The 25,652-nt window shown below is 59.0% G+C and carries 23 protein-coding genes; 15 read left to right on the top strand and 8 right to left on the bottom strand.

Annotation, left to right across the window (positions count from 1 at the left end; translation table 11 throughout):
- Positions 1 to 46 precede the first annotated feature (46 nt).
- The 10 genes from ABIE16_RS22965 (at position 47) to ABIE16_RS23010 (ending at position 11,162) form a co-directional block, all read left to right on the top strand.
- Positions 47 to 736, top strand: coding sequence for an ABC transporter permease (locus ABIE16_RS22965; protein WP_057715357.1), 690 nt, complete (start codon positions 47 to 49; stop codon positions 734 to 736).
- 12 nt (positions 737 to 748) lie between these two features.
- Positions 749 to 1,447 (top strand): ABC transporter permease, encoded by a 699-nt coding sequence (locus ABIE16_RS22970; RefSeq protein ID WP_090454843.1) that lies wholly within the window; start codon positions 749 to 751, stop codon positions 1,445 to 1,447.
- Positions 1,448 to 1,456: 9 nt separating this feature from the next.
- Complete coding sequence (locus tag ABIE16_RS22975) at positions 1,457 to 2,569, top strand: succinylglutamate desuccinylase/aspartoacylase family protein (RefSeq protein WP_429522009.1); 1,113 nt, start codon at positions 1,457 to 1,459, stop codon at positions 2,567 to 2,569.
- Positions 2,570 to 2,587: 18 nt separating this feature from the next.
- Positions 2,588 to 3,352, top strand: a complete 765-nt coding sequence (locus ABIE16_RS22980; RefSeq protein WP_057715360.1) for an ABC transporter ATP-binding protein — start codon at positions 2,588 to 2,590, stop codon at positions 3,350 to 3,352.
- A gap of 127 nt (positions 3,353 to 3,479) precedes the next feature.
- Positions 3,480 to 4,388 carry a MurR/RpiR family transcriptional regulator gene (locus tag ABIE16_RS22985; protein WP_057715361.1) on the top strand — a complete coding sequence of 303 codons (909 nt, stop codon included), beginning with the start codon at positions 3,480 to 3,482 and terminating at the stop codon, positions 4,386 to 4,388.
- Between the two features lie 92 nt (positions 4,389 to 4,480).
- Entirely contained in the window at positions 4,481 to 4,822 is a 342-nt protein-coding gene (locus tag ABIE16_RS22990) for a hypothetical protein (RefSeq protein ID WP_429522010.1), read from the top strand.
- A gap of 100 nt (positions 4,823 to 4,922) precedes the next feature.
- Positions 4,923 to 6,179 (top strand): TolC family protein, encoded by a 1,257-nt coding sequence (locus ABIE16_RS22995; protein ID WP_429522011.1) that lies wholly within the window; start codon positions 4,923 to 4,925, stop codon positions 6,177 to 6,179.
- Positions 6,176 to 7,660 carry an efflux RND transporter periplasmic adaptor subunit gene (locus ABIE16_RS23000; protein ID WP_429522012.1) on the top strand — a complete coding sequence of 495 codons (1,485 nt, stop codon included), beginning with the start codon at positions 6,176 to 6,178 and terminating at the stop codon, positions 7,658 to 7,660. The genes ABIE16_RS22995 and ABIE16_RS23000 overlap by 4 nt, the downstream gene beginning before the upstream one ends.
- A complete protein-coding gene (locus tag ABIE16_RS23005) occupies positions 7,657 to 10,815 on the top strand; it encodes an efflux RND transporter permease subunit (protein ID WP_429522013.1) in 3,159 nt (1,052 codons plus the stop codon). Before ABIE16_RS23000 ends, ABIE16_RS23005 begins: the two co-directional genes overlap by 4 nt.
- Entirely contained in the window at positions 10,812 to 11,162 is a 351-nt protein-coding gene (locus ABIE16_RS23010) for a copper-binding protein (protein WP_090454838.1), read from the top strand. The genes ABIE16_RS23005 and ABIE16_RS23010 overlap by 4 nt, the downstream gene beginning before the upstream one ends.
- 297 nt (positions 11,163 to 11,459) lie before the next feature.
- Here the strand turns inward: ABIE16_RS23010 and ABIE16_RS23015 are convergent, their stop codons facing one another.
- On the bottom strand, positions 11,460 to 12,485 hold the full coding sequence (locus ABIE16_RS23015; RefSeq protein WP_429522081.1) for a hypothetical protein: 1,026 nt from the start codon (positions 12,483 to 12,485) through the stop codon (positions 11,460 to 11,462).
- Between the two features lie 359 nt (positions 12,486 to 12,844).
- Here ABIE16_RS23015 and ABIE16_RS23020 point away from each other — a divergent pair, with 359 nt between their 5' ends.
- The 3 genes from ABIE16_RS23020 (at position 12,845) to ABIE16_RS23030 (ending at position 15,360) form a co-directional block, all read left to right on the top strand.
- Positions 12,845 to 13,330: an adenosine-specific kinase gene (locus tag ABIE16_RS23020; RefSeq protein ID WP_057715369.1), complete on the top strand. Its 486-nt coding sequence runs from the start codon at positions 12,845 to 12,847 to the stop codon at positions 13,328 to 13,330.
- A gap of 332 nt (positions 13,331 to 13,662) precedes the next feature.
- Positions 13,663 to 14,472 carry a glycosyltransferase gene (locus ABIE16_RS23025; RefSeq protein WP_218498387.1) on the top strand — a complete coding sequence of 270 codons (810 nt, stop codon included), beginning with the start codon at positions 13,663 to 13,665 and terminating at the stop codon, positions 14,470 to 14,472.
- A gap of 84 nt (positions 14,473 to 14,556) precedes the next feature.
- Complete coding sequence (locus ABIE16_RS23030; protein WP_057715371.1) at positions 14,557 to 15,360, top strand: 2OG-Fe(II) oxygenase; 804 nt, start codon at positions 14,557 to 14,559, stop codon at positions 15,358 to 15,360.
- Between the two features lie 92 nt (positions 15,361 to 15,452).
- On the opposite strand, the gene ABIE16_RS23035 is transcribed toward ABIE16_RS23030, so the two are convergent.
- The 4 genes from ABIE16_RS23035 to ABIE16_RS23050 all read right to left on the bottom strand — a co-directional run bounded on the left by ABIE16_RS23035 (position 15,453) and on the right by ABIE16_RS23050 (position 19,579).
- Positions 15,453 to 16,202 (bottom strand): hypothetical protein, encoded by a 750-nt coding sequence (locus ABIE16_RS23035; RefSeq protein ID WP_340315688.1) that lies wholly within the window; start codon positions 16,200 to 16,202, stop codon positions 15,453 to 15,455.
- A 102-nt stretch (positions 16,203 to 16,304) separates the two neighbouring features.
- The gene (locus tag ABIE16_RS23040; protein WP_429522014.1) at positions 16,305 to 17,948 is read right to left on the bottom strand and encodes a DUF5666 domain-containing protein; all 1,644 of its coding nucleotides are present in this window, start codon (positions 17,946 to 17,948) and stop codon (positions 16,305 to 16,307) included.
- Positions 17,945 to 18,787, bottom strand: a complete 843-nt coding sequence (locus ABIE16_RS23045; RefSeq protein ID WP_090454836.1) for a DUF6502 family protein — start codon at positions 18,785 to 18,787, stop codon at positions 17,945 to 17,947. The genes ABIE16_RS23040 and ABIE16_RS23045 overlap by 4 nt, the downstream gene beginning before the upstream one ends.
- Positions 18,788 to 19,006: 219 nt before the next feature.
- Positions 19,007 to 19,579 carry a hypothetical protein gene (locus ABIE16_RS23050; protein WP_218498384.1) on the bottom strand — a complete coding sequence of 191 codons (573 nt, stop codon included), beginning with the start codon at positions 19,577 to 19,579 and terminating at the stop codon, positions 19,007 to 19,009.
- Between the two features lie 267 nt (positions 19,580 to 19,846).
- Between ABIE16_RS23050 and ABIE16_RS23055 the strand changes: the two genes are divergently transcribed.
- Together ABIE16_RS23055 and ABIE16_RS23060 are read left to right on the top strand one after the other, a co-directional pair.
- On the top strand, positions 19,847 to 20,479 hold the full coding sequence (locus ABIE16_RS23055) for a dihydrofolate reductase family protein (protein WP_218498383.1): 633 nt from the start codon (positions 19,847 to 19,849) through the stop codon (positions 20,477 to 20,479).
- Positions 20,480 to 20,569: 90 nt separating this feature from the next.
- On the top strand, positions 20,570 to 21,376 hold the full coding sequence (locus ABIE16_RS23060; RefSeq protein ID WP_407516049.1) for a glycosyltransferase family 2 protein: 807 nt from the start codon (positions 20,570 to 20,572) through the stop codon (positions 21,374 to 21,376).
- 76 nt (positions 21,377 to 21,452) lie between these two features.
- Here the strand turns inward: ABIE16_RS23060 and ABIE16_RS23065 are convergent, their stop codons facing one another.
- The 3 genes from ABIE16_RS23065 to mqo all read right to left on the bottom strand — a co-directional run bounded on the left by ABIE16_RS23065 (position 21,453) and on the right by mqo (position 25,412).
- Positions 21,453 to 22,106 carry a c-type cytochrome gene (locus tag ABIE16_RS23065; protein ID WP_429522015.1) on the bottom strand — a complete coding sequence of 218 codons (654 nt, stop codon included), beginning with the start codon at positions 22,104 to 22,106 and terminating at the stop codon, positions 21,453 to 21,455.
- Positions 22,107 to 22,116: 10 nt separating this feature from the next.
- On the bottom strand, positions 22,117 to 23,376 hold the full coding sequence (locus tag ABIE16_RS23070) for a molybdopterin-dependent oxidoreductase (protein ID WP_057715379.1): 1,260 nt from the start codon (positions 23,374 to 23,376) through the stop codon (positions 22,117 to 22,119).
- A 389-nt stretch (positions 23,377 to 23,765) separates the two neighbouring features.
- Positions 23,766 to 25,412: a malate dehydrogenase (quinone) gene (gene mqo, locus ABIE16_RS23075; protein WP_429522016.1), complete on the bottom strand. Its 1,647-nt coding sequence runs from the start codon at positions 25,410 to 25,412 to the stop codon at positions 23,766 to 23,768.
- Positions 25,413 to 25,652 lie beyond the last annotated feature (240 nt).

Raw genomic sequence — 25,652 nt, forward strand, 5'->3', positions numbered from 1 at the left:
GGGCTTGTCTTGCGCGCCTCGCGGCGCTCGCTTGAGGAACTTCATCATGCTTCACGGCTACGGATCGAGCATTCTCGATGGCGCCTGGCTGACCATAAACCTGGCCCTGACTTCCATGTCCCTGGCGATTGCCCTGGGCCTGGTCGGCGCGGCCTTTCGCCTGTCACCGCTCAAATGGCTGGCCCTGCTCGGGGAAAGTTACACCACCCTGATTCGCGGCATTCCAGACCTGGTGCTGATCCTGCTGATCTTCTACGGCGGCCAGGATCTGGTGAACCGCATTGCCCTGGCACTCGGTTACACCCGCTATATCGACATCAACCCCTTTATCGCCGGCGTCTGCACCATGGGCTTCATTTTTGGCGCCTACCTCTCGGAAACCTTTCGCGGCGCCTTCATGGCAATCCCCAAAGGTCAGGCCGAGGCCGGCGTGGCCTATGGCATGGGCGGTGCGCAGGTGTTCTGGCGAATTCTGGTACCGCAGATGATTCGTTTCGCCATTCCCGGGTTCACCAACAATTGGCTGGTACTGACCAAATCCACCGCGCTGATCTCGGTGATCGGCTTGCAGGACATGATGTTCAAAGCCAAGAACGCAGCGGATGCCACACACGAGCCATTCACGTTTTTCCTCGCGGTGGCGGCGCTGTACCTGATGCTCACCAGCCTGTCATTGCTGGTGCTGCGCTATCTGGAAAAACACTACTCGGTCGGCATCAAAGCCGCCGAATTGTGAGGGGAGCGGCCCATGATTCTCGACTACAACCTGATTTGGGAAAACCTGCCGCTGTACTTCAATGGCGCCTTGTTGACCCTCAAAGTCCTGCTTATTTCCCTGGCCCTGGGCCTGGTATTGGCAATTCCACTGGCGTTGATGCGGGTGTCGCGATCACCGCTGATCAACTTCCCGGCCTGGCTCTATACCTACGTGATTCGCGGCACGCCGATGCTGGTGCAATTGTTCCTGATCTATTACGGCCTGGCGCAGTTCGAAGCAGTGCGCCAAAGCGTGCTCTGGCCTTACCTCTCCAGCGCCACCTTTTGCGCCTGCCTGGCCTTCGCGATCAACACCAGTGCCTATAGCGCAGAGTTGCTGGCCGGCAGTTTGAAATCCACCCCCCATGGCGAGATCGAAGCCGCCAGGGCCATGGGCATGTCACGCCTGACCCTGTATCGCCGCATTCTCATGCCGTCGGCCTTGCGCCGGGCATTGCCGCAGTACAGCAACGAGGTGCTGATGATGCTGCAAACCACCAGCCTGGCCTCCATCGTTACCCTCGTCGACATCACCGGGGCCGCGCGTACTGTCAGCTCACGGTTCTATCTACCGTTCGAGGCGTTTATCACCGCCGGCCTCTTCTACCTCGCCCTGACCTTCATTCTGGTGCGTCTGTTCAAGCTGGCCGAGCGCCATTGGCTGGCGTATCTGGCACCGCGCAAGCACTAAGGAGCTGCTATGGAGCACATTCAATACCTGTTGCCGTGGAGTGCCTCGGGCACCGAACGAACGCTGTCACTGTTTCGTTTTGGCAGTGGAGCACGCAAAGCGTACATCCAGGCGTCATTGCATGCCGACGAATTGCCAGGGATGCGCGTCGCCGTCGAGCTCAAGCGCCGTCTTCTGGAACTGGAAACACAAGGCCGCCTGACCGGGGTGATCGAGTTGGTGCCAATGGCCAATCCGATCGGTATCGCCCAGATGTTCCAGGCCACCCATCAGGGGCGCTTCGAATTCTCCAGCGGCAAGAACTTCAATCGCGACTTCCCGGAGTTGGTCGATGCCGTTGCACCGCTGCTGGAAGGCCGATTGGGAAACGATGCCGACGCCAACATCGCACTCATCCGCCGCGCCATGGGCGATGCCCTCGCCGCCATGCCGGCACCGACCTCGGAACTCGACGGCCTGCGCCGCCTGTTGCTGCAGCATGCCTGCGACGCCGATGTGGTGCTGGACCTGCACTGCGATTTCGAATCGATCATGTTGTTGTATGCGATGCCGCAAAACTGGCCACGCCTGCAGTCATTGGCCGCTCGCCTCGGTGCCGGGGTCACGTTATTGGCCGAAGATGCGGGCGGCAGTGCCTTCGACGAAGCCTGCGCCATTGCATGGCTACGTCTGGCCGAGCTGTTTCCCCAAGCCAACATTCCCCTGGCGTGCGTGGCCACCACCATCGAATTGCGTGGCATGGCAGACACCGAGCGCGAGCAATGCGTCGACAGTGCACAAGCCATTCTCGGGTATCTCGCCGAACAAGGCCTGATCAGCGGTGACTGGCCAGCGGCACCGCCGAGCCATTGCCAAGCCGTGCCATTCGCCGGCGCGCAGTACGCCTGTGCGCCCCATCCCGGTGTGGTGAGTTTTCTGCAACCGCTGGGCGCGCAGGTCAAGGTCGGCGATCCGCTGTTCGAGGTCATCGACCCGCTGACCGACCGCCATAGCGTGGTGAGCGCCAGCACCGACGGCATTCTCTATGCCCGCGAACGGCTGCGCTTTGCCCAGCCTGGATTGTGGCTGGCCAAAGTTGCCGGTTCTACCCCCATTCGCCAGGGTCGCTTGCTCAGCGACTGATTCCAGAGAGTTCAAACCATGTACAAACTTGAAGTTCAGGACCTGCATAAAAGTTACGGCGCGCACCAGGTGCTCAACGGCGTGTCCCTGCAAGCACAGGCTGGTGACGTGATCAGCATCATCGGCTCCAGCGGCTCTGGCAAAAGTACGTTCCTGCGCTGCATCAACCTGTTGGAGCAACCCAATGCGGGCAATATCGTGCTCAATGGCGAACCGCTCAAGCTGGTGGCCAACAAGCTTGGCGGGCTGAAGGCGGCCGAACCCAGGCAGTTGCAACGCATGCGTTCGCAGCTATCGATGGTATTTCAACACTTCAACCTCTGGTCTCACATGAGCGCTCTGGAAAACGTCATGGAAGCCCCGGTGCATGTGTTGGGCCTGGGCAAGAAAGAGGCACGGGAAAAGGCCGAGCACTACCTGAACAAAGTTGGTGTGGCGCACCGCATGAACGCCTGGCCGGCGCATATGTCCGGTGGCGAGCAGCAGCGCGTGGCCATTGCCCGCGCACTGGCGATGGAACCGCAAGTGATGCTGTTTGATGAGCCGACTTCGGCGCTCGACCCCGAACTGGTCGGCGAAGTGCTTAAAGTCATGCAGGATCTGGCGCAGGAAGGCCGCACCATGGTGGTGGTGACTCACGAAATGGGCTTTGCCCGCGAGGTTTCGAACCAACTGGTGTTCCTGCACAAGGGCGTTGTCGAAGAGCGCGGCGACCCGCGCGAAGTGCTGGTCAACCCGCAGTCCGAACGCCTCCGGCAGTTTCTGGCCGGGAGCTTGAAGTAAGACCGCCGCCTAGCCATCGACTGCTCGGCGCTGCCCTGACAAGGTTGGCTTCGGATACACTCCAGCCAATCTTGTCAGGGCATCAGGCACAGCCCTTCTCTCACCTTCAGGAAATGTTGAGCCGGATATGCCCACCCCATCGAAAGACACCACTGTCTATGCCGCGCCGGTCATGCGCAAACTGACGGAAATCGTTTCCGAACTGCCGCCGTCATTGCGCAAGGTCGCGGACTTTATCCTGCGTCACCCGCTCAAAGCCGCGACGCTGACCATCGAGGAGATGGCTCACGAAACATTGACCTCACCCGCCGCCGTCAACCGCCTGGCCAAAGCACTGGACCTCGGTGGCTACAGCGGCATGAAGGCCGAACTGGTCGCAACGTTGCAGCAGATGGTGTCGCCGGTCGACAAACTGCGCAACGAACTTGCCCATCGCCCGGGCGGCGCGTTTGGTCTGCATGAGCAACTCCAGAGCGCCAGCAGCAACCTGGCCACCGCGGCGAGCAACAACCACGCCGACACCTTTGAAGCCTTCGTCACTCGCCTGACCAAAGCGCGCAAAATCTACATTCTGGGCTTTGGCAACAGTGTCTACTTCGCCGGTCTCGCCGCCTCGACCCTGATGCCCTTTTGTGCGGACGCCACTGCCATCAGCATGGAGGGCGGTAACGAAAACGCCGCTTACCGTCTGGCCGCCATCACCGACCAGGACGTGCTGCTGGCGATCTCCCTGCCACGCTACTCCCTCGACACCCTGCAACTGGCACGCTTCGCCAATGAACGTGGCGCATCAGTGCTGGCAATTACCGACTCACCCGCCTCGCCGCTCACCGGCATTGCCGAGCACACGCTGTTTGCGCCTTGCGATCACCCGGTGCTGACCAGTTCCAACATCGCCGTACTGGCCTTGATCGAAGGCTTGGTCGCCGGCGTGATGGCACGCAATAAAGAAGCGGTCAAACTGGCAACCGAACTGACTGAAAGCGTGATGTCGTACCTGCACATCCCTGCCAGCGGTAAACCAGCGAAAAAGTGAGCGATGGAAATCCAGCGCCCGCTTCTTGCCGGCAGGCTGTGAGAACATTCATCCAATTGTAAGAGTCCATTTCAGCCTCTACACTCCAGCCCATGAAACGCTACCTGCGGTTTTGCCTCATTTTCGTGATTAGCCTGGTGCTTCCCCTCAGCGGGATGGCGGGTGTCCAGGCGCCCACAGAACCGTGCCCGATGAAGACGATGGGCATGGCGATGATGGATGACATGGGAATGGACTGCTGCAACGACATGAAAAGCCTGACAGAGCATGGCAAGCCCTGCAAGCCGGGCCAGGAATGCAAGACAGGCGGTATGCTGCAAGTCTCGATCCTCAAGCCTCCTGTAACCGTGTTCAGCCCCGTAGTGGTTTCCTTCTTCAGTGATTCCATGCCCGTACAAACCCCGTCCGGGGTATGGCGACCGCCTCGCGTTTGATTCCTGTCCAACATTGAGCCTCATTCCGTATTAGCGGGATGGACTGGCTGTGCGCATGTCTTTTTGACGCGTGCAGTGGATGATCACAGGAATCGTAAACATGAACTCCAAGTGCTATTGCACAGGCTGGTCCCTCGTGGCCGGTCTGGCGGCAAGCGTACTGGCATTGCCGAGCTTCGCTGCCACGCTGACCCTCGATGAAGCGCTGCGCCTGGCCGAAAACAATGCGCCGTCGCTGGCTGCACAAGATGCAAAGATTCAGGCTGCCAGCAGTGCGGCTATTCCAGCGGGTGAATTACCTGACCCCAAGTTGCTGGCAGGTGTGCAGAACTACCCCATCGGCGGCCCGGATCGCTGGAGCATCAACGACGACTTCATGACCATGCAAATGGTCGGGGTCAGGCAAGAGATGCCCAACGGTGACAAACGCAAAGCTCGCATCGAGGTCGCCAACGCCGCCGTTGCTCGCGCTGCCGCCGAGCGTCGGGTTGCACGACTGAACGTACGCCAGTCCACGGCAGTGGCCTGGATTAACAGCTACTCAGTCGAGCGCAAAGATGCGCTGTTCCAGGAACTCTACAAAGAAAACCGCCTGCTGACCGATACCGTCCGGGCCCGGATTGCCGGTGGTCGCGCTCAACCCGCCGATGCGGTGACGCCCAGGCAAGAAGCGGCTCGACTGGCGGAGCAGCAGGACGATCTGGTTCTCCAGAGAGTGCAGGCCCGAGCGGCCCTCAAACGCTGGATTGGCTCCGCCGCCAACGACAAGCCTGTGGGCAGCTTGCCGCAGTGGCCTGTCGATTCCTCGAGCTACGCCCATAAACTGCAACACCACCCCGAGTTGGCAGCGTTTGCGCCGATGACCCGCGAAGCGCAAGCCAAGGTTCGTGAAGCCGAGTCGGAGAAAAAGTCAGACTGGAGTTGGGAGCTTGACTATCAACATCGCGATCGCCAGTTCGGCGACATGGTCAGCGTGCAATTGTCCTGGGACTTGCCACTGTTTCCTGACTCCCGGCAAAACCCCAAAATCGCAGCCAAACAGGCTGAGCTCAGCCAGCTTGAGGCTGAGCGCGAAGCCCTGTCACGGGAGCACACTCAGCAACTGGAAAACGAACTGGCTGACTATGAGCGCCTCAATCGTGCGGTAAGCCGCAACCAGGAAAGCCTGCTGCCGCTGGCCAGGGAAAAGGTCGAACTCAGCATGGCCAGCTACCGTGCCGGCACAGGCGATTTAAACGCCGTTGTCGCCGCCCGACGCGAACTCATCGAAGCCCGCCTCAAACAGATCGACGTGGAGGAGCAGCGAGCGCTGACCAGTGCGCGTCTGTATTTTGCTTATGGGGAGTCCGGCCAATGATCCTTGAAAAATGGAACGGAGCATTGCTGGTTGGCATCTCGCTGGCATTGGGTGTTGCCGGTGGCTACTGGTTCGCTCACCCGCGCATGAGCGCGGTACCTGTTACCGCCCGGGAGCAGAAACTCAATTCGCCGGACGAACGCAAGGCACTGTATTGGTACGACCCCATGTACCCGCAGCAAAAGTTCGATAAACCGGGCAAGTCCCCCTTCATGGACATGCAACTGGTTCCCCGGTACGCCAGCGGTGTCGAGGATCGTGCGACCGTCAGCATCGATCCGGGTCTGACCCAGAATCTCGGTCTGCGTTTTGCGACCGTCACCCGTGGAGTCTTTGACTCCAGCCTCGATGTGACAGGTGTCCTGGCATTCAACGAACGTGATGTGGCGGTGATACAGGCACGTACAGCCGGCTTCGTGGAGCGAGTCTATGCCCATGCTCCAGGCGACCTGCTCAAAGCCAATGCGGCACTGGCGGATATCCTGGTGCCGGAGTGGGCGGCCGCCCAGACAGAGTTCCTTGCCCTCAAGCGCAACGCTGATGCCGACCTGTTGGCTGCGGCCCGCCAGCGACTGCGGCTCACAGGGATGCCGGCGGCGCTGATCACCCAGGTAGAGCGCAGTGGCAAAGTCCAGCCGAACCTGACCATCACCAGCCCCATCAGCGGCGTGCTGCAAGAGTTGAACGTACGTGCGGGTATGACCGTCGCGGCTGGCGAGACTCTGGCACGCGTCAATGGCTTGAGCCGTGTCTGGCTCGCCGTGGCCGTGCCGGAATCGGATGCCGGAGCCATCACCGTGGGGCAGGCAGTCGAAGCGCGACTGCCCGCCTTCCCGGGGACAATGTTCAATGGCAAGGTCAGTGCGATTTTGCCCGAGACCAATCCGGACAGCCGCACCCTTCGCGTACGTGTCGAGTTACCCAATCCCGACGGGCGCCTGAGACCAGGTTTGACCGCGCAGGTCCGCCTCAAACACTCGACCGGGCACAGTGTGTTGTGGGTGCCTAGTGAGGCGGTTATCCGCACTGGCCGACGTGCCCTGGTAATGCTCGCCGAAGACGCCGGCCGCTATCGCCCGGTGGAGGTGCAACCCGGGCAGGAAAGCGATGGCAAGACGGAGATTTTGAAAGGTCTGGAAGAAGGCCGGAAGGTGGTTACGTCTGGCCAGTTCCTCCTCGATTCCGAGGCCAGTCTCAAGGGCATTGTTGCTACCTCGGAGCAAGAGTCACCCGCCAGTGGAGCAGCCGCCAGTTTGCATGAGGCGGATGGGCAGATCGTTGAGATCAACGACAAAGAAGTTACGCTCGCCCACGGTCCTTTCAAGACGCTGGGCATGCCTGGCATGACGATGACTTTCCCTCTCGCCAGTGCGGCGCTGATGCAGGGCCTCAAGGCGGGTGACAAGGTTCGGGTCGCGGTGAGCCAGACCGACGATGGCTTGCGTGTCGAGCGCCTGGCCAAATCGGGGAGCCAGCCATGATCGCTGCCCTCATTCGTTGGTCAGTGGCCAACCGGTTCCTGGTACTACTGGCGACGTTGTTCCTCACGGCTTGGGGTATCTGGACGGTGCAGAGCACACCCATTGATGCACTGCCAGATCTCTCGGATGTGCAGGTGATCATCCGCACCCCTTATGCAGGACAAGCGCCGCAGATTGTCGAGAATCAGGTGACCTATCCGTTGGCCACCACCATGCTCTCGGTGCCGGGCGCCAGAACCGTGCGTGGTTACTCCTTCTTCGGCGACAGCTTCGTTTACGTGCTGTTCGAAGACGGCACGGACTTGTACTGGGCTCGCTCGCGGGTGTTGGAGTACCTGAGCCAGGTACAAAGCCGGTTGCCGGCCAGCGCCAAGCCGGCGTTGGGGCCGGATGCGACGGGAGTGGGCTGGATCTACCAGTACGCACTGGTGGATCGCAGTGGTGGACACGACCTGGCGCAACTGCGCGCGCTTCAGGACTGGTTTCTCAAGTTCGAACTCAAGACCCTGCCCAACGTGGCGGAAGTGGCCACCGTGGGGGGGATGGTCAAGCAGTACCAAGTGCAGCTGGACCCGCTGAAGCTGGCCAGCTTCGGTATCACTCAGGCTGAGGTGACCGACGCTATCGGCAAGGCCAATCAGGAAACCGGTGGCGCGGTGCTGGAGATGGCAGAGACCGAGTTCATTGTGCGCGCGTCCGGCTACTTGAAAACGCTCAATGACTTTCGGGCAATCCCGCTCAAGCTGGGCTCGGGTGGTGTGCCGGTGACCCTTGGCGATGTCGCCACGATTCAGTCGGGACCGGAAATGCGCCGTGGCATCACCGAACTCGACGGCGAAGGCGAGACCGTCGGCGGCGTGGTGATTTTGCGCAGCGGCAAGAACGCTCGCCAGACCATTGCAGCGGTCAAGACCAAACTCGACGAACTGAAAAGCAGTCTGCCGGCCGGGGTGGAAATCGTCACCACCTACGACCGCAGCAAGCTGATCGACCGCGCGGTGGAAAACCTCAGCCACAAGCTCATCGAAGAGTTCATCGTCGTCGCGTTGGTCTGCGGGATCTTTCTCTGGCACTTGCGCTCATCGCTGGTGGCGATCATTTCGCTGCCGGTGGGGGTGCTTGCTGCCTTCGTCGTCATGCGCTACCAAGGCATCAACGCCAACATCATGTCCTTGGGCGGGATTGCCATCGCCATCGGCGCCATGGTCGATGCCGCCGTGGTGATGATCGAGAACGCCCACAAAAAGATTGAGGCCTGGCACGTAGCCAATCCAGGGGAGGAATTGAAGGGCGAGCGTCATTGGCATGTAATGACCGAAGCAGCGGTGGAGGTAGGCCCGGCGCTTTTCTTCTGTTTGCTGATCATCACCCTGTCGTTCATTCCGGTGTTCACGCTGCAAGCTCAGGAAGGACGGCTGTTCGGCCCTTTGGCCTTCACCAAGACCTATGCCATGGCCGCAGCGGCGGGATTGTCAGTGACCCTGGTGCCGGTGCTGATGGGCTACTGGATTCGGGGGCGAATTCCCAGTGAACAACAGAATCCGTTGAACCGGTGGTTGATTCGAATCTATCAGCCGGCCCTGGACGCGGTCTTGCGCCGCCCAAAGATCACGCTACTGGTCGCGCTGTTGGTTTTTGTCAGTGCGCTATGGCCAATGTCTCGCCTGGGTGGCGAGTTTCTCCCCCCGCTGGACGAGGGCGACCTGCTCTATATGCCTTCTGCCCTGCCGGGATTGTCGGCGCAGAAAGCGGCGCAACTGCTGCAACAGACCGACCGGTTGATCAAGACCGTACCAGAGGTCGAACACGTCTTCGGTAAAGCCGGTCGTGCCGAAACCGCCACCGACCCGGCACCGCTGGAAATGTTCGAAACCACCATCCAGTTCAAGCCACATGAGCAATGGCGTGCAGGCATGACTCAGGAAAAACTGGTGGAGGAACTGGATCGCGTGGTGCGCGTTCCCGGTTTGACCAACATCTGGATACCGCCGATTCGTAACCGTATCGACATGCTGGCGACGGGTATAAAGAGCCCGATCGGTGTGAAGGTTGCCGGCACCAATCTGGCGGAAATCGATGCGGTCACCCAGGCGGTCGAGCGAGTGGCCAAGGACGTGCCCGGTGTCAGTTCGGCCCTGGCCGAGCGGCTGACCGGTGGCCGCTACATCGATGTGGATATCGACCGCAAGGCTGCTGCTCGTTACGGGCTGAACATCGCCGATGTGCAGTCCATCGTGGCCGGTGCCATCGGTGGTGAAAATGTCGGGGAGACCATTGAAGGTCTGGCACGTTTCCCGATCAGCGTACGTTACCCACGGGAGTGGCGCGACTCGCTCGGCGCCCTGGAACGACTGCCGATCTACACCCCGCTGGGTAGTCAGATCACCCTTGGCACAGTGGCGAAGGTCAAGGTCAGTGACGGCCCACCGATGCTCAAGAGCGAGAACGCACGGCCTTCAGGCTGGGTGTACATCGATGTTCGAGGCAGGGATATTGCCTCGGTGGTTGCCGATCTTCGTCGGGTCGTCAATGAACAGGTCAGGTTGCAGCCAGGCATGAGCCTCAGTTACTCGGGACAGTTCGAGTTTCTCGAAAGAGCCAACGCACGACTCAAACTGGTGGTGCCTGCCACGCTGCTGATCATCTTCGTGTTGCTCTACCTGACTTTTGCCCGATTCGATGAGGCCCTGCTGATCATGGCCACTCTGCCATTCGCACTGACTGGGGGGGCATGGTTTCTCTATCTGTTGGGCTTCAACCTGTCGGTCGCCACGGGGGTCGGCTTCATCGCCTTGGCCGGCGTTTCTGCCGAGTTCGGCGTGATTATGTTGCTCTACCTGAAAAACGCCTGGGCCGAACGTGAAGACCTCGGTGACAGCACTGAACGCGGGCTGGTGGCGGCGATTCGTGAAGGCGCCGTGCAGCGCGTTCGACCCAAGGCCATGACCGTTGCCGTCATCATTGCCGGTCTGCTGCCCATTCTGTTGGGCAGCGGAACCGGTAGTGAGGTGATGAGCCGTATCGCCGCGCCCATGGTCGGCGGCATGGTCACGGCACCCTTGCTGTCCCTGTTTGTCATTCCGGCAGCCTATCGATTGATGCGCCGCCGGCACCTCCTGCCTGCACCCACCACACATCAAGGTAAAGTCATATGAAACTCACCCTGACCGCAGTCGCAAGCACCCTATTCGCGCTTTCACTTTCTGCCCACGCGCAGGACATGCCGGGCATGAAAATGGACGGCATGGAAGGCATGCCGATGAAGCAGGAAACAAAACAGGCTCCGGTATCCAATGCCGAAGGCACGATCAAGGCTATCGATACTGCGAAGCATACGGTGACCATCTCCCACGGCGCCGTTCCCGCCCTGCAATGGCCACCGATGACGATGGCGTTTTCCGTGACGCAAGATCAGTTGTCAGGGTTGGCGCCTGGAGACCGGGTATCGTTTTCCTTCCGGCTAGAGGGTAACAGCGCCTCGATCGTGTCGATTAACAAGTAAATTCCGGTGGTGGAAGTGTCCGGCACATATTGTCGTGCCGGACTAACCCGTTAAATCGGCTGGTTCAGGAAAAACGGAGGGTTCGGGGGATTTTGAACGGCTGGCAATTGCTTACCCGCCCAGTTCCGTCTCCTCTTGCGTCATCCTCGTCAGTGTTTCGGACCTGCAACAGATTTCGAAAAAAAGTCGCAAGCCCCGAGATTCTTCAGGGCTTGCGACTCATTGCCGATACGTCCTTCAAACTCCCGGGACGTAATCTACGGGATGCCTGCAGTGTTCAATGCCGAACATGCAGGCCTAGTTCCGCACCTCAGCCGTGTCGAAATCCGGCGCATCCGGTGCATCTGGTGCGTCTGGAGCATCCGGTGCATCCAGTGCATCCGGTGCGTCTGGAGCGTCCGGCGCATCCGGTGCATCCGGGGCGTCCGCTACATCCCTCGCCTCAGCTTTGGCAGCCTCTCTGGCTGCGTTCGCCTCGGCTTTGGCTGCGTCCCTGGCGGCATCCGCAGTAGCCCGAGCAGCATCTCTGGCTGCATCTGCCTCGGCCTTGGCAGCGTCCCTGGCTGCATCCGCAGCGGCCCGGGCAGCGTCTCTGGCTGCATCCGCTTCTGCGCGCGATAAGCCAGCAGCTCTTGCGGCATCCCGGGCTGCATCCGCCTCAGCTCTGGCGGCGTCACGGGCGGCGTCCGCAGTCGCTTTTGCCGCATCCCGGGCTGCATCTGCATCAGCCCGAGCAGCGTCCCGGGCTGCATTGGCATCAGCCCTGGCCGCGTCCCTGGCAGCATCTGCGGCATCGTTATCATTGTCTTTGGCGTTGTCGTTGTCACGCGCATTGCCCGGGCCTTTGTTCCCGGCTATACCACCATGGTCAGCGTCGCCGCGTCCCGGGCCTCCACGACCGTCACCGTCGTGGCCGTCACCACCATGACCGCCACCCTCTCCTCCATGACCGCCACCGCCGTCACCACCGTGACCACCGCCTCCGGAGCCTCCACTGCCGGAGCCACCGCCGCTGCCGCTGCCGCTGCCGCCACCATGGCCGCCTCCGCCACCGCCGCCGTCACCACCGTGACCGCCGCCTCCAGAGCCACCGCCACCACCGTGACCGCCGCCTCCGGAGCCACCGCCACCACCGTGACCACCGCCTCCGGAACCGCCGCCACCGCCGTGACCGCCACCGCCTCCGCCGCTACCACCACCGCCGCTGCCGCCATCTTTGGCATACACGCTGGAGAAACTACTGATGTAATCGGGCACCAGGACAGTCGATGCCGACAGTACCCCGCCTATTGCCAGAGCCAACAAACATTTCTTGAGCAGCATGATGCACCTCCGATTGGAGTTGCGTTTTCACCTCCGTATCGAACGCAATGTCCAGTGAGTTCCCGGCCGCCCATTGGAGCGGCCCGCCAACCGGCACGGCCATCAATCTGCAGCAATAGCGAGCCACTGCGGTATCCGTACGGTCCCTCAAAGCCAGCTGGTATCTATGCGTGGGAAATATTCCCACACACCTTAGATTAGTACCCTCAGCCCAAGTGTCAACGACCACATATCAGGTCCAAGGCACGCGTAGAGCAATTGGCCAAAAACAGACAGAGGACGCAGCAATAACCAATGAGTAGCTATGCTTGATTTGTGGCCAGGCTCTCCTGGCAACATCGTGAAAGGAGGCGTTTAAGATGCAACTCATCACGTTGAAAATCGAAAAGCCGGATGCGACGAACTTCATTCTGGGCCAGACGCACTTCATCAAGTCCGTCGAGGACATCCACGAAGCGCTGGTCAATACCGTGCCAGGTATCCAGTTTGGCGTGGCCTTTTGTGAAGCCTCTGGTCAATGCCTGGTGAGATGGTCCGGCACCGATAGCTCAATGATTGAACTTGCACAGAAAAATGCGAAAGCCATCGCCGCCGGCCATAGTTTCATCATTTTCCTGGGCGACGGTTTCTATCCGCTGAACGTGTTGAACACCATCAAAATGGTTCCAGAGGTATGCCGTATTTTTTGTGCAACAGCCAATCCAACCGAAGTGATTCTCGCAGAGACGCAGCAAGGGCGAGCGATCCTTGGCGTAGTGGATGGCTTTTGTGCCAATGACATCGAAGGCGATGAAGACATCCTGTGGCGCAAGAACCTGTTGCGGCAGATTGGCTACAAGCAGTGAATTGCAGAACGTGCTGGCACACCACATGACGTTACAAATTACCTGAATGCCTTGCGCAAGAGCAGTTCACACCGTCCCGGGATGCTGGCCCGGCCAGCCTCCTGATGTAACCAATCAAGTCAAAATGTTTACCTGCAGAGCAGATCCTTATACGATGAAGTCCGCTTCTACCGCTCTCCATCGGGTCTGAGCAGCCCGTGGTTATTATGCATGACAAAGCGACTTAACAAATTGTGCTCTATGGCCATGCAAGATTTTGCGCGGCGAACAAGAAAAAATTGTATACAAGTTAATTCATACAATTAAATAGAATAACATTGAGCACCTGAACGATGAACAACCCTGATTTACTGACTGAAAACTCCAAAACCTTCAGCGTAGTTATAGTAAATTACAAAACACCTGAAATCACCAAGATATGCCTGGACTTATTACACCAGCATTTTGGCAGCAACAGCGTCCCGGTATGGGTGGTTGACAACTATTCCGCCGATGAAAGCACTGAGTACTTACGAACGCTTGACTGGATCAATTTGATTGAACGCTCTGTTTCCGAACCAGAGGCGGGCCATATTGCCCATGGCAAGGCACTTGACCTGGTTCTCGAGCGAATTGACACCGATTATTTATTCCTGATGCACACCGATACATTTGTTTTCGACAAGAATGTTTTTCCGATGATGCTGAATAAATGTTTGAAAAACCCAAAAGTCGTGGCCGTCGGTTGTGTCGAGCAAATTAACCGCGGCACCGCCAGAACTGTCTGGCGCTATAGCTCACGACTATTCAAGCATCACTTCAGACGCCTGAAAATTTCCATGGGATTGCGCTCCAGAGAACCAAAGCCGTACAAAGAAGTCTACTTGAAAAGTTTCTGCACATTGTGGAACTGCAAACTTGTAAAACAGCACAACATGCACTTTTCGATGGATGATCGCGTGCCAGGCTATACGCTTCAGGACCGCATGACCGAACTGGGTTATGCCGTTGAAATGCTATCACCGCGTAAAATTTTCAGCTATCTGGATCACATTCAGTCCGGCACTGTTGCAGCGGTTGGCGGCTATGCTAAAAATCATAGACGAACCAAAATGTACAACAACATCCTTAAGCGTCTGAACAAGGACGACAGAACAAATTGAGTTGCGAATAGACGCAACGAGCAGTGCATTCAACGCTGCATGAAGTCACCCACAGGTTTTTTATATCAGGTCATTGGAGCGGTAATGGCACCCATCACTCAGGCACTACCTATCACCCTGTCCCCGGAGCTTGATTTCGACCAGAATGCCGCCAGCGCCTTTGGTGCCTCATTGACCGATAGCTATGTTCAGGCTACGCCATTTCCGCACATAGTCATCGACAACTTCTTGCACGAAGACCTGATTGCAAGCATCTGCTCGCATTTCCCGGTCGAGCCAACCAACAACGAAATGCTCTACGAGCGCGGCTATAAAGGTCAACGAAAACGTCAAATCAGTCCCAATGAATGCGACCCCTATTTGAAGACTGTTTTCAACGCCTTTAACTCGGCCCCCATGTTGCAGTTTCTTGAAAAGCTCACAGGCATCGAAGGTTTGATACCCGACCCCTACTTTACCGGTGGCGGCCTGCACGAAACGAAAAGCGGTGGTTTCCTGGGGGTGCACTCGGACTTCCGGCTCAACAAAAAACTTAATGTTGAACGCAGACTGAACATCATCATTTATCTGAATGAAGACTGGCAAGAGGAATACGGCGGCAACCTGGAACTTTGGGATGTCGGCATGAAGACCTGCCTTAAAAAAGTCCTGCCCATTTACAATCGCTGTGTCATTTTCAACACAGACAAGGACAGCAATCATGGGCACCCGGAGCCTTTAACGACTCCGGAACACATCACCCGCAGGTCTATCGCGCTTTATTACTACACCGCGGGAACCATGGCGATCGATCCGGCACAAAGAAACAAAACCCACTACAAACCAAGGCCCAAGGATCGTTTGAGCCTGAAGTACTACATCAATAAACTGATCAAGAAGAAAAACTGAACTGCAAAACGCCCGGGAGTGAGGCAAGGGCCTGAGTCGAGGCGGTGAAACGCATCAATGCTGCAAGTTACCTGACAGGCAATGGCCAGGAATCAGAAAGCGTGGCTGAGCAACAGCCCGGCCTCGCCGTCCGGGCTGGCGTCGGAAAAACCCTTGACGGCATATAACTGAAACTTCCATTCCTGATTGAGCTTGTGCGTGAGGAAGAGCGTCAGTTCCTTGATTTCGTCACCCGTGGAAACGACCTTCTGCCGCCAGTCGTAGGACACGCCCGCCGTGGTGCGCACGAACACGGGCATGGCAAAGCCCAGGCCGGCGAATATCGGGTTGTCGAAGTCGGAGCCCGACGGGTCGCCGAACTTTTTCCAGCCCAGGGTCGCGAACCCGGTCACAGGACCGAAGGCTTTGGCGACATCGACCTGGGCGGAATAGTCGGTTTTGCCGGTGCCCAGGCACTCGTCTTCGTCGGCGGTGGGCAATTTGACCTTGCCGATCAGGTCCACGAACAGCCCGCCAATGCTGCCGTCCAGCACGGCATAGTCGGCACCGGCAACGGTGTCGCCCAGACCGCTTTCCACCTTGCCGCAGCCGCCGGGCAGCGGCTCGCCGTCAGGGCCGACCGAAGGATTGGTGATGCGTAGCCAGGGCACGGTGAGCTTGTAGGTCATGGGGCCGGTTTCATATCTGCCCACCAGCGGGACGTACCATGTTTCGGAAGTCGTACCGGTGCCATAGTCGCCTCGTGAGTAGTCGGTTCCGATCGAGGTCGTAAAGGTATCGGCCAAGGTCGGCAAAGCCAGGCTGGCAAGCCAACCGACGAGCAGGATGCGCTTGGGATCCATGTTCACCTCGTGTCTGACGTCATCGAAGTTCACACGCATGATTTGTTGCGTGACTTACCCAGCCTAGTTACTTATGACGAAAGTGCATCATGACTGCACTGTTTAACCCGACTTGCCAGAGCGATCGACTTTTTCAACCGGCTCGACTTTTTCGACCTTCTCAACTTTTTCTGGCCGATCTACTTTGTCTATCTTCTCAACCTTTTCTGGCCGATCAACTTTCTCGACTTTCTCCGGACGTTCGACTTTCTCCACCTTCTCTACCTTCTCTACCTTCTCTACCCTCTCCACTTTCTCGATTTTGCCGGATTGCTCGACCCTCTCGACTCGCTCTGACTTGCCGGACTTGTCCACGTCCACGTCCACGTCCACGCGTTCAATCTTGTCGCCACCGCCATGGCTGTCACTCCCCCCGTGGCGAGTATCGTCGACAACGCGGCCTTCGCTCTCGGAGCGGCCGCTCCTGTCACCGCCCGAGCTCCCTGAACTCCCCGAGCGGTCAGAGTTGCCGGAGTTGTTGGAGCCACTTGAGTCGATCGAGTTGCCCGAGCCGCTTGAGTCGATCGAGTTGCCCGAGCCACTTGAGTCGTCGGTGTCTTGCTCGTTGGTGCCATGTCGTCCGTGCCGGTTGCTCGCTGGTGAATCGGAGCGATCGCGGGGCAATTCAATACGCGTTGCCTGCACCTCCCGCGCGCCGGTGAACACGCCGTTGATCCGCACCCGTCGATCCAGCGCCAGCTCCGAAGCCTGCACACCGACAAACACGGTGTCGTGCGCCAGCGTCACATTAATGCCGCCCACCACCAAATGGCGGTCCTGCCGGCCCTGTACCAGACCCTCGATCACCGCATTGTGTGCCCGGCCAATGAAAGGCAGGCTCGGATCGGGGCGGCTTTGGTTCACGTCCAGCTCGCGGCCGGACCAATGGCCGCGCACCAGCATTTCCTGCGCCGGGCCCGGGTGATTGCTGAGCTTGAGCCCCTGGAGATAGCCACTGCGATCCACCGGGCCGATGGCACTGGCCTCCTTGAGGCCGGGCGCCCGATCGATGCGGCTGGCCACCACTTCGCCACGAGCATCGCGCAGCCCGCTGACCCGCACGGGATCCCCCGGACGCAGGCCGGCAGCGACCTGGGCACCGTTGGCCAGGCGTACCGGTTGCCCCATGACGCGCATGGGCATGGAGTCGCGCGGCAGGGCTGTCAAAGGGCCTTCGTAGGCGTGCAGGATAGAAATGCGTCCGGCCTCCAGACCGCGCCGGGTATTGAACGCTTCCACGGCAACCACTTGGCCTACCGCCAGGCGGGCACTGGAGCTGGCGATGCCGTTCTCGCTGACAGGAACGTTTTTGTTGAAGTGCACTTCCACACCATTGACGCAGATCGAGGCGAACCCGGTGATGGTGCCGACAATGCCGGTGCCACCGATTCCTCCGCTATCGTTGCTGATGCCCGTGCCACCCACTCCGCCTGCAACGGCACCGGTACCGCCAATACCGCCAGGGCTCTTTTTCAGTGGTGCGCCGGTACCACCGATCCCGCCGTTGTCGGTGTCGATGCCGGTACCGCCCATGCCGCCAGGTGTTGCGCCCGTGCCGCCGGTGCCACCAGGTGCCTCGATGACCGGCACTTCGCTGGTGCCCGCATCATTCTGGCTGACACAGGCTGGGGCGGCTTGCAACACACTTGCAAGCCCGAGGCCCAGAACGAGGGCGACTGCACGAATCAGGCGCAATTTGACGGTCATGGTTCAGGGGCTGTTGGCGAGTTGGGATCGGAAGCTTCAGTGTAGAAGTACAAGCCGACTGTGATGCGCTGGCGCGGTTCAAGGCTGGGCAGGTCCCGGGACTCCAGTTCGGCGGCGAGTCGGTTGAAGCTCAACAGGGCCTGCATTCCCTCGCTGGCCACGGCCTCGCGTAACGCCTCGACGCTCATCGGGGCCAGTGCGTCATAGTGGACGCTGCGTTCAAAAAAGGCCGGGGCTTCGCTGCTCAGGTTGTGAACCGCAGCGCAAGCATGATCGTGCAGATTGTGCCCCAGGTAAGCCGCTTTCTCATCGAAGCCCTTTTGTGGCACGAAGGCCTGGGCTTCAAGGTGCACGCGCTCTTGTTCGTCAAGGCGCACGACCCCCAGGCGCAGCCACTCGTCCAGCACCACCCGCGCCCTGATATCGGTACTGACCTTCGCCACCAAGGCGTCAAAGGAGCGGTCGCCGCCGACACTGGCCAATCGAGGCAACGGCAGTGGCTGGCCGGCGTCGTTGCAGAAAGGCGCGCTGGCCCAGGCGTTGACCAGTTGTGCACCAAACGTGATGTTTTCCGGAAGCGTGGAAGCAGCCGGATCACCGGCATTGCGCAAGCGCCGTACATCTTTGCGGTGCACACCGGTGAGCAGGCTGATGCGGCTGTCGGTCGGTGCCTTCTCGCCCAGGCGGAACTCACGGTCCGCCACTTCGACGAAAACCTCCTTGAGCAGGTCGGCAAACACCAGGTAGGTGACGCCTTTGCGCAGCATCAGGCGCACCAGCGGCCGCATGACATGTCGCAAGGCTTTGAGGAGCGAGGTGGGCAGCGTTGACGATTGCATTCAGCGAATTCCTGGGTAGATAACCCCAGTATAGCCGCGTGGGAAATAATCCCATGAATTTACCGAGAGCCGTGCCAACGCAATACCCGTTGCTATCCGGGAGCAGCTTGGGAGCAATTCGTCAGTCTTACAGTTTCGCCTGAATTTTATGCGCGGGAACTTTTCCCGCGCAATGAAGCTGACCCGAATTTACAGGTATGAAATACGCCGTGCTGATCGCTACCCCGGTACCGAGGATTTTGGCGCATCGACACTGCCCGCCCTGCCGGCAACTGCCAGTGCCACGCAACAGGCCAGCAACGAGAATGCGACGAATGCGCCCATCACATGCAGGTAAGGCAACACGTGATTCCAGGCTCGAGCCACGCCCAGGAAAGCGGCGAATAGCCAACCGCTCATGGAAAGCGCACCCAACAAGGCGAGCCGCGTGCGGCCTGCACTGCGCAGTGCGACGAATGGAGCCTTTTGCAGCAGCGGGAAGCCGACTCGATGCAAGAGTGCACCGTTGAGGCTCAGCAGCGCGACGACCGTCACCTTGGCCCAGAGTTTCTGATTGAGCAGATACGCGTCGCCTTCATTGAGGTAACCCTGAAGCACCAGCAACAGTCCACTTGCCCAAAGGGCCAGCAGTGCAAGGCTGACGATCTTCTGAGTTTCATCGAGGTATTCAAGCCTCGCCTGGTCCAGTACTTCCTTGCGCCAACTCCAAAGCTTGTGATCCGCCTGCAACACCCTCCCCAGGGCAATACACGTAGCGAGCAGATGACCGTACACGAGAAGCATTTTGAGCATTGCCTTGACCTTATTATTGTTTTGGCGCTGCGTTCCCTGCTTCGCTGAATTGAAACCGAATGATACAAATTTGCAATTGCACCTTCAAGACAAATCCTCGCTAACACGCACCTGCACAGACCACCATACGACCTTCGTCGTATATGGGCCGCGCACTTTGTTGTCGATCTCACAGCGTCTGGTTCGACTACCTTTCAGGGAACGGTCTCAAGGAATTGCAGACTTCCCTGTCTAAACGCTTAAACCGGAATGAATCAGGAGAAGAGCATGCGCACACTGACCGTTGCCGCATTCGTGAGTCTGGACGGCGTCATGCAAGCGCCTGGCGGGCCCGAAGAGGATTCCAGTAGCGGATTCCGCTTCGGTGGCTGGATCGTGCCCTACGCCGACAAAACCACCGGCCAGGCCGTAATGGACCTGTTCTCGCAGCCATTCGAGTTGCTGCTGGGGCGTCGCACCTACGACATCTTCGCCGCCTATTGGCCGAACATTCAGGCCGATTCAACCCATCACACCATCGCGGACCTGTTCAACGCCGTCCCCAAGCATGTGGCCACCCATCGCGCCGACTCGCTGGCCTGGCACAACAGTCATGCGCTGAAGGGCAACCTGGTCGACGCGATCAACACGCTTAAACGCCTGGACGGTCCTCCGCTACTGACCCAAGGCAGCGGCGATCTGGTGCGCCAACTGCTTGCCGCCGGCCTGGTTGACGAGTTGCGACTGATGATTCATCCCATCCTGCTGGGGCGCGGCAAGCGCCTGTTCGACGACAACGCACAAGCGTCTGCCTTCACCCTGGTGAATTCGATCAACTCACCCGGGGGTGTGCTGATCGCCCGCTACATCCGCAGTGGCGAAGTGCGTACAGGTTCGTTCGAAGGCGTCAGGCAGCGATAGCCCGCATCAGTGTCGCCCAGGTGAAATTAAGCTTGGGCTAAGGTTGCCCCTTTAGTCTTCGACACTTTCGGGTAGTCGAGCATTTCGAAGATGGGTCGTGTCGATACAAACGCCAAGCCACCGTTCAGCATCGTTCTGGTTAATTACAAAACCCCGGAGCTCACCAGGATCTGCCTGGAACTGTTGCAGGAGCATGTCCAAAAATCAGGCATTGCGGTCTGGGTGGTCGATAACGGTTCGGCGGATGCCAGCGTCGAGTATTTGCGCTCGCTCGACTGGATCAACCTGATCGAACGCGATGCCCCCACCAAAGAACCGGGGCACATCGCCCATGGCAAAGCGCTGGACATGGCGCTGGCCAGGGTCAATACCGACTACCTGTTCCTGATGCACACCGACACGTTCGTCTTCGATGCAAACGTCTTTGCGATGATGATGGACCACTGCACCAAGGATCAAAACGTCATCGCAGTCGGTTGCACGGAGCAACTCAACCGCGGACTGCCAAGGACCGTTTGGCGCTTCACTTCACGCCTGATCAAGCACCACTACCGACGCCTGAAGCAATCGCTGGGCCTGCGATCAAAGGAGCCGAAACCCTACCGGGAAACCTACCTGAAAAGCTTTTGCACGCTATGGAATGGCAGGCTGATGAAGCAGCAGGGTTTGCATTTTCAGATTGATGACCGTGTGCCCGGTTATGAGCTGCAAGACCGCGTGATCAGGCTTGGCTACAAAGTCGTGTTCCTTTCGCCCGGCAAAATCTTCAAGTACCTGGACCACGTCCAGTCTGGCACCGTCGCTGCTGCGGGCGGATATGGCCAAGGTCATCGACGGACGAAAATGTACCAGGACATTCTCAAGCGCTTCAGTGCAACCCACTCCTCGATATCTTGAACAAACCCGCGCCCGCAAAAAAAGCCCACTGACCGTCGCCGGTTCAGTGGGCTTTTCGCATCAAGCTAATACTGGCTCACTGTTGCAGGATAAAAGTCGCCAGGCTTTTCAGGTCGTCCGGGCTCAACTGCGCGAAAGGCGGCATGGGCACATCCCCCCACTTCCCGCTGCCGCCGTGCTGGATGCTGGACATAAGCCTGTCCATTGCCTGCGGGTCCTTGGCATATTTGGCCGCCACATCGCGGTAGGCCGGGCCTACCACCTTGTGATCGGTCGCGTGGCAGGACAGACAGGCATTGTTCTGCAGCAAAGCCTTGGCGTCGACTTTTGCCCCAGCCCCAGCCACCACCGGGAGCTGGGCCACCGGGGCGTTCGAAGCCGCCAGAACATCGGCATCATTGGCCTTCGCACTGCCGTAGGTCACAGCCAGGTAAGCGCCGATAACACTCACATCCCGGTCGCTGATCGGAGCGCCGTACACGTGCTGCATCTTGCCCGCTTCAGCGGTCCACTGCGCCAGGCTCATACCAGGCGGCTGGAAGTTGATGTAATCGGCCGAATGGCAGACGGAACACTTCTGCTGCGCCAAAGCGTAGCCAGGCATCGTGCTGGGCTTGAACACAGCCGTTTCAGGCGGCAGCGTAATCGACAGCGGCGCGGCGACAGCCAGGGTGGCCAGACAAACCTGAGCCGCGCAGAGCAAGGCGGTCATGCATTTCACAAGTTTCATGCGGCCCTCCTCAGGCGACGGTCACGTGGGTGGTTTCGACGACGTGGCGGCGGTAGCCAGCGGGATTCCAGTCGGCCTGCAGCGGTTGCGTCTCGCCGGCACTGTTGCTGGCCCGCACCATCAACGGTGTGGCGCCCTTGCCGGTAAAGGTGATCGGCAGCGTCCACTCACGGAAGGAGTAACGGCCAAGGTCCTGCCCGAGCGTGGATTCACGCCAGGTTTTTCCGCCGTCGATCGACACTTCCACCTTGTTGACCCCAACGCCACCGTCGAACGCGATGCCCTTGAGCACCACGCTTTTGTTCAGCGGCAATACATCGCCGTGTTTAACACTGGTGATGAAACTGCGGACCGGCAATCTGGAAATCGGCTGGGTTTTCGCCGCCGTGGTGCCTGGGGCAATACAGAAGCAATCGTTATCCGGAACCCGGTAACCCTTGGCCATGAAGAAACCGTCGTAGGTATGGTCGACGACTTCGATCTCACTCAGGTGCTTGACCCAGTACGTGCCGAAGTAGCCTGGCACCACCAGACGAATCGGGTATCCGTTGAGAAATGGCAGGTCGGTGCCATTCATCGACCAGGCGATCATCGGCTCGCCGTCCATGGCATGGCTGATGTCCAGCGCCTTGATGAACTCCGGCGTGCTTGGCAAAACCGGCTTATCGAGCCCACGGAAGGTCACTTGCCGGGCCTCGGCTTTCACACCGGCCTTTTCCAATACCGCCTTGAGTGGTACCCCTACCCAGCGCGCATTGCCCATGGAGCCATTGCCCAACTGCGCGCCGAACACTCGAGGCATCGAAAAGCCACGGCTGTTACCCGAACACTGATTGACGGCCACCACTTCCACCGGTGCGGCAAGGGCCTTGAGCTCGGCAAGGGAAAGCGACAGCGGCGTGTCGACCGAGCCCTTGATCGTCAGGCGGTAGCTGTCCGGATCGATGCTGGTCGGGAAATTGGCCAGGTGGTAACGCACGAAAAAGGCGTCATTGGGCGTGATCGGTCCCTCGTTGAAGACCGGGAACGGCGTCTCCAGATGTGGCGGCCGAGTGGTCACCAGGGTCAACGGGCGTTTTTGCGGGTATTGCACCAGCGGTCGTGGGCCTGCGGCAAAGGTCACGTCTTCGACGGATTCACTGGCCGCTGCGGATTCGTCGGATGCCCTGGCCAGGCTTGCCAACGGCGAGGTCGCCAAAGCCAAAGTGAAAGCATCGCGTAAAACCCGCCGGCGGCTCGGCTGGCTGCTGTCTACAAAACTGAACTTCATTCTGCGCTCTCTATGATTGTTTTATTGAGATGCAACTGATTGTGGGAGCGAGCTTGCTCGCGATGATCGTTAACGAAAACGCGTGCTTACTGACTAAACGCAGCGCACTTGAGTCCATCGCGAGCCAGCTCGCTCCTACAAATTCCCGCCAGGGCGGAGAGGTATCAGGCTTACGGTTTCGCCTTACCGAGGTCGGAAAACAAACCAGTATCGTCAGGGCCAAACTGCCTGCTTCTCATTGAGCGTCAGTGACTTGACAATTGATGACAAGAACTCCTGATATGGCCGGCGTAGACACTCCAGGTTCAAAGCGTTGTTTGTGCGTCACCCACAAAAAAGCCCACTGACCGTCGCCGGTTCAGTGGGCTTTTTTTGATCCGGCAGTCTAATTAGAGAGCCATATCACTCGCAGCATTAGCCTTCGGCGCTTTCGCATCCGTATCGACAGTCACTGGCTTCACAGCCGGCGCAATCACCGCTGGTGGCGGAGTCAGTTCCAGCACCTTGGCAGTGTAGGCCCATTCTTCAGCAACCTTCTCAGGGCTGGCGTTCAGCTGGGTGCCGTAGCTCGGTACGATCTGGTGCAGTTTTGCCTGCCACTCAGGGGTCGCGACCTTGTCCTTGAACACTTTCTGCAGCACGGTCAGCATGATCGGTGCGGCGGTCGATGCGCCTGGGGAGGCGCCCAGCAGGCCGGCGATGCTGCCGTCTTGCGAAGCGACGATTTCGGTGCCCAGTTTCAGCACGCCACCGGCGGCTTCATCACGCTTGATGATCTGCACGCGCTGGCCGGCTTGCCACAGGCGCCAGTCTTCAGCCTTGGCGTTCGGGAAGTATTCTTTCAGGGCGTTCATGCGGTCTTCTTCAGACAGCATCAACTGGCCTGCCAGGTACTCGACCAGCGGGTATTCCTTGATGCCGACCTTGGTCATTGGCCACACGTTGTGGGTGGTCGTGGTGGTCAGCAGGTCCAGGTACGAACCTTCTTTCAGGAACTTGGTGCTGAAGGTCGCGAACGGGCCAAACAGGATCACGCGCTTGCCGTCCAGCACGCGGGTGTCCAGGTGCGGAACCGACATCGGCGGTGCACCAACGGAGGCTTTGCCGTAGGCCTTGGCCAGGTGTTGCTCGGCGATGGTCGGGTTCTCGGTCACCAGGAACGAGCCGCCTACCGGGAAGCCTGCGTATTCCTTGGCTTCAGGAATGCCGGACTTCTGCAGCAGGTGCAGGGCACCGCCGCCGGCACCGATGAACACGAACTTGGCGTCGGTTTCGGTCTTGCTGCCGTCTTTCAGGTTTTTGTAGCTGACACGCCAGCTGCCGTCTTCGTTCCGGGTGATGTCCTGTACTTCGCTGGACAGCTTCAAGTCGAACTTCGGCGTGGTTTGCAGGTGCGCAACGAACTGGCGGGTGATTTCGCCGAAGTTCACGTCGGTACCCAGCGGGCTCCAGGTGGCCGCGATCTTCTGGCTCGGGTCACGCCCTTCCATCATCAGCGGCACCCACTGCTTGATCACAGCCGGGTCTTCGGAGTACTGCATGCCGGCGAACAGCGGGCTCGCTTGCAGGGCTTCGTAGCGTTTTTTCAGGAACTTGATGTTGTCATCGCCCCACACGAAGCTCATGTGCGGTGTGGAGTTGATGAACGAACGCGGGTTCTTCAGCACGCCTTGCTGAACCTGCCAGGCCCAGAACTGACGGGAGATCTGGAACGCTTCGTTGATTTCAACGGCCTTCGGGATCGAAACCTTGCCGTTCTCGTCTTCAGGGGTGTAGTTCAGCTCGGCCAGGGCGGAGTGACCGGTACCGGCGTTGTTCCAGCCGTTGGAGCTTTCCTGGGCGACGCCGTCGAGGCGCTCGATCATTTCCATCGAAGTGCCGGGTTCCAGCTCATTGAGCCACACACCCAGGGTCGCGCTCATGATGCCGCCGCCGATCAGCAGTACGTCGACTTTCTTGGCTTCTTCGGCCTGGGCTGTCGTCATCCCCAACGACAAGGCCAGCCCCAGCAGGGCTGTGTTCACTTTCTTAAACATCTGTAGCACCTATGATAAAACGCCATCTGCCCTTCCATCCTCATGCGCACAGCCCCGTGTTTCACGGCAGTCACGGGTGCGGCACTCAAGGATTGCAGGGTGGGCACACAAGGCCGACGAACCGCATCGACCCCACTTTAATGTCCCTTCTGAACTGACTTTTTATCTTTATTGGCTTCAGCTACTTGAGCGACAGTGATTCTGCTCGCCCGTCTCAAGGACAGGAAAACTGAATAGATC

The organism is Pseudomonas sp. 2725 (assembly GCF_050434585.1).
GTDB lineage: Bacteria > Pseudomonadota > Gammaproteobacteria > Pseudomonadales > Pseudomonadaceae > Aquipseudomonas > Aquipseudomonas jessenii.

Coding starts and splice junctions, on each gene's coding strand:
- ABIE16_RS22965 (WP_057715357.1), top strand. CDS start 47: ATGCTTCACGGCTACGGATCGAGCATTCTCGATGGCGCCTGGCTGACC.
- ABIE16_RS22970 (WP_090454843.1), top strand. CDS start 749: ATGATTCTCGACTACAACCTGATTTGGGAAAACCTGCCGCTGTACTTC.
- ABIE16_RS22975 (WP_429522009.1), top strand. CDS start 1,457: ATGGAGCACATTCAATACCTGTTGCCGTGGAGTGCCTCGGGCACCGAA.
- ABIE16_RS22980 (WP_057715360.1), top strand. CDS start 2,588: ATGTACAAACTTGAAGTTCAGGACCTGCATAAAAGTTACGGCGCGCAC.
- ABIE16_RS22985 (WP_057715361.1), top strand. CDS start 3,480: ATGCCCACCCCATCGAAAGACACCACTGTCTATGCCGCGCCGGTCATG.
- ABIE16_RS22990 (WP_429522010.1), top strand. CDS start 4,481: ATGAAACGCTACCTGCGGTTTTGCCTCATTTTCGTGATTAGCCTGGTG.
- ABIE16_RS22995 (WP_429522011.1), top strand. CDS start 4,923: ATGAACTCCAAGTGCTATTGCACAGGCTGGTCCCTCGTGGCCGGTCTG.
- ABIE16_RS23000 (WP_429522012.1), top strand. CDS start 6,176: ATGATCCTTGAAAAATGGAACGGAGCATTGCTGGTTGGCATCTCGCTG.
- ABIE16_RS23005 (WP_429522013.1), top strand. CDS start 7,657: ATGATCGCTGCCCTCATTCGTTGGTCAGTGGCCAACCGGTTCCTGGTA.
- ABIE16_RS23010 (WP_090454838.1), top strand. CDS start 10,812: ATGAAACTCACCCTGACCGCAGTCGCAAGCACCCTATTCGCGCTTTCA.
- ABIE16_RS23015 (WP_429522081.1), bottom strand. CDS start 12,485: ATGCTGCTCAAGAAATGTTTGTTGGCTCTGGCAATAGGCGGGGTACTG.
- ABIE16_RS23020 (WP_057715369.1), top strand. CDS start 12,845: ATGCAACTCATCACGTTGAAAATCGAAAAGCCGGATGCGACGAACTTC.
- ABIE16_RS23025 (WP_218498387.1), top strand. CDS start 13,663: ATGAACAACCCTGATTTACTGACTGAAAACTCCAAAACCTTCAGCGTA.
- ABIE16_RS23030 (WP_057715371.1), top strand. CDS start 14,557: ATGGCACCCATCACTCAGGCACTACCTATCACCCTGTCCCCGGAGCTT.
- ABIE16_RS23035 (WP_340315688.1), bottom strand. CDS start 16,202: ATGGATCCCAAGCGCATCCTGCTCGTCGGTTGGCTTGCCAGCCTGGCT.
- ABIE16_RS23040 (WP_429522014.1), bottom strand. CDS start 17,948: ATGACCGTCAAATTGCGCCTGATTCGTGCAGTCGCCCTCGTTCTGGGC.
- ABIE16_RS23045 (WP_090454836.1), bottom strand. CDS start 18,787: ATGCAATCGTCAACGCTGCCCACCTCGCTCCTCAAAGCCTTGCGACAT.
- ABIE16_RS23050 (WP_218498384.1), bottom strand. CDS start 19,579: ATGCTCAAAATGCTTCTCGTGTACGGTCATCTGCTCGCTACGTGTATT.
- ABIE16_RS23055 (WP_218498383.1), top strand. CDS start 19,847: ATGCGCACACTGACCGTTGCCGCATTCGTGAGTCTGGACGGCGTCATG.
- ABIE16_RS23060 (WP_407516049.1), top strand. CDS start 20,570: ATGGGTCGTGTCGATACAAACGCCAAGCCACCGTTCAGCATCGTTCTG.
- ABIE16_RS23065 (WP_429522015.1), bottom strand. CDS start 22,106: ATGAAACTTGTGAAATGCATGACCGCCTTGCTCTGCGCGGCTCAGGTT.
- ABIE16_RS23070 (WP_057715379.1), bottom strand. CDS start 23,376: ATGAAGTTCAGTTTTGTAGACAGCAGCCAGCCGAGCCGCCGGCGGGTT.
- mqo (WP_429522016.1), bottom strand. CDS start 25,412: ATGTTTAAGAAAGTGAACACAGCCCTGCTGGGGCTGGCCTTGTCGTTG.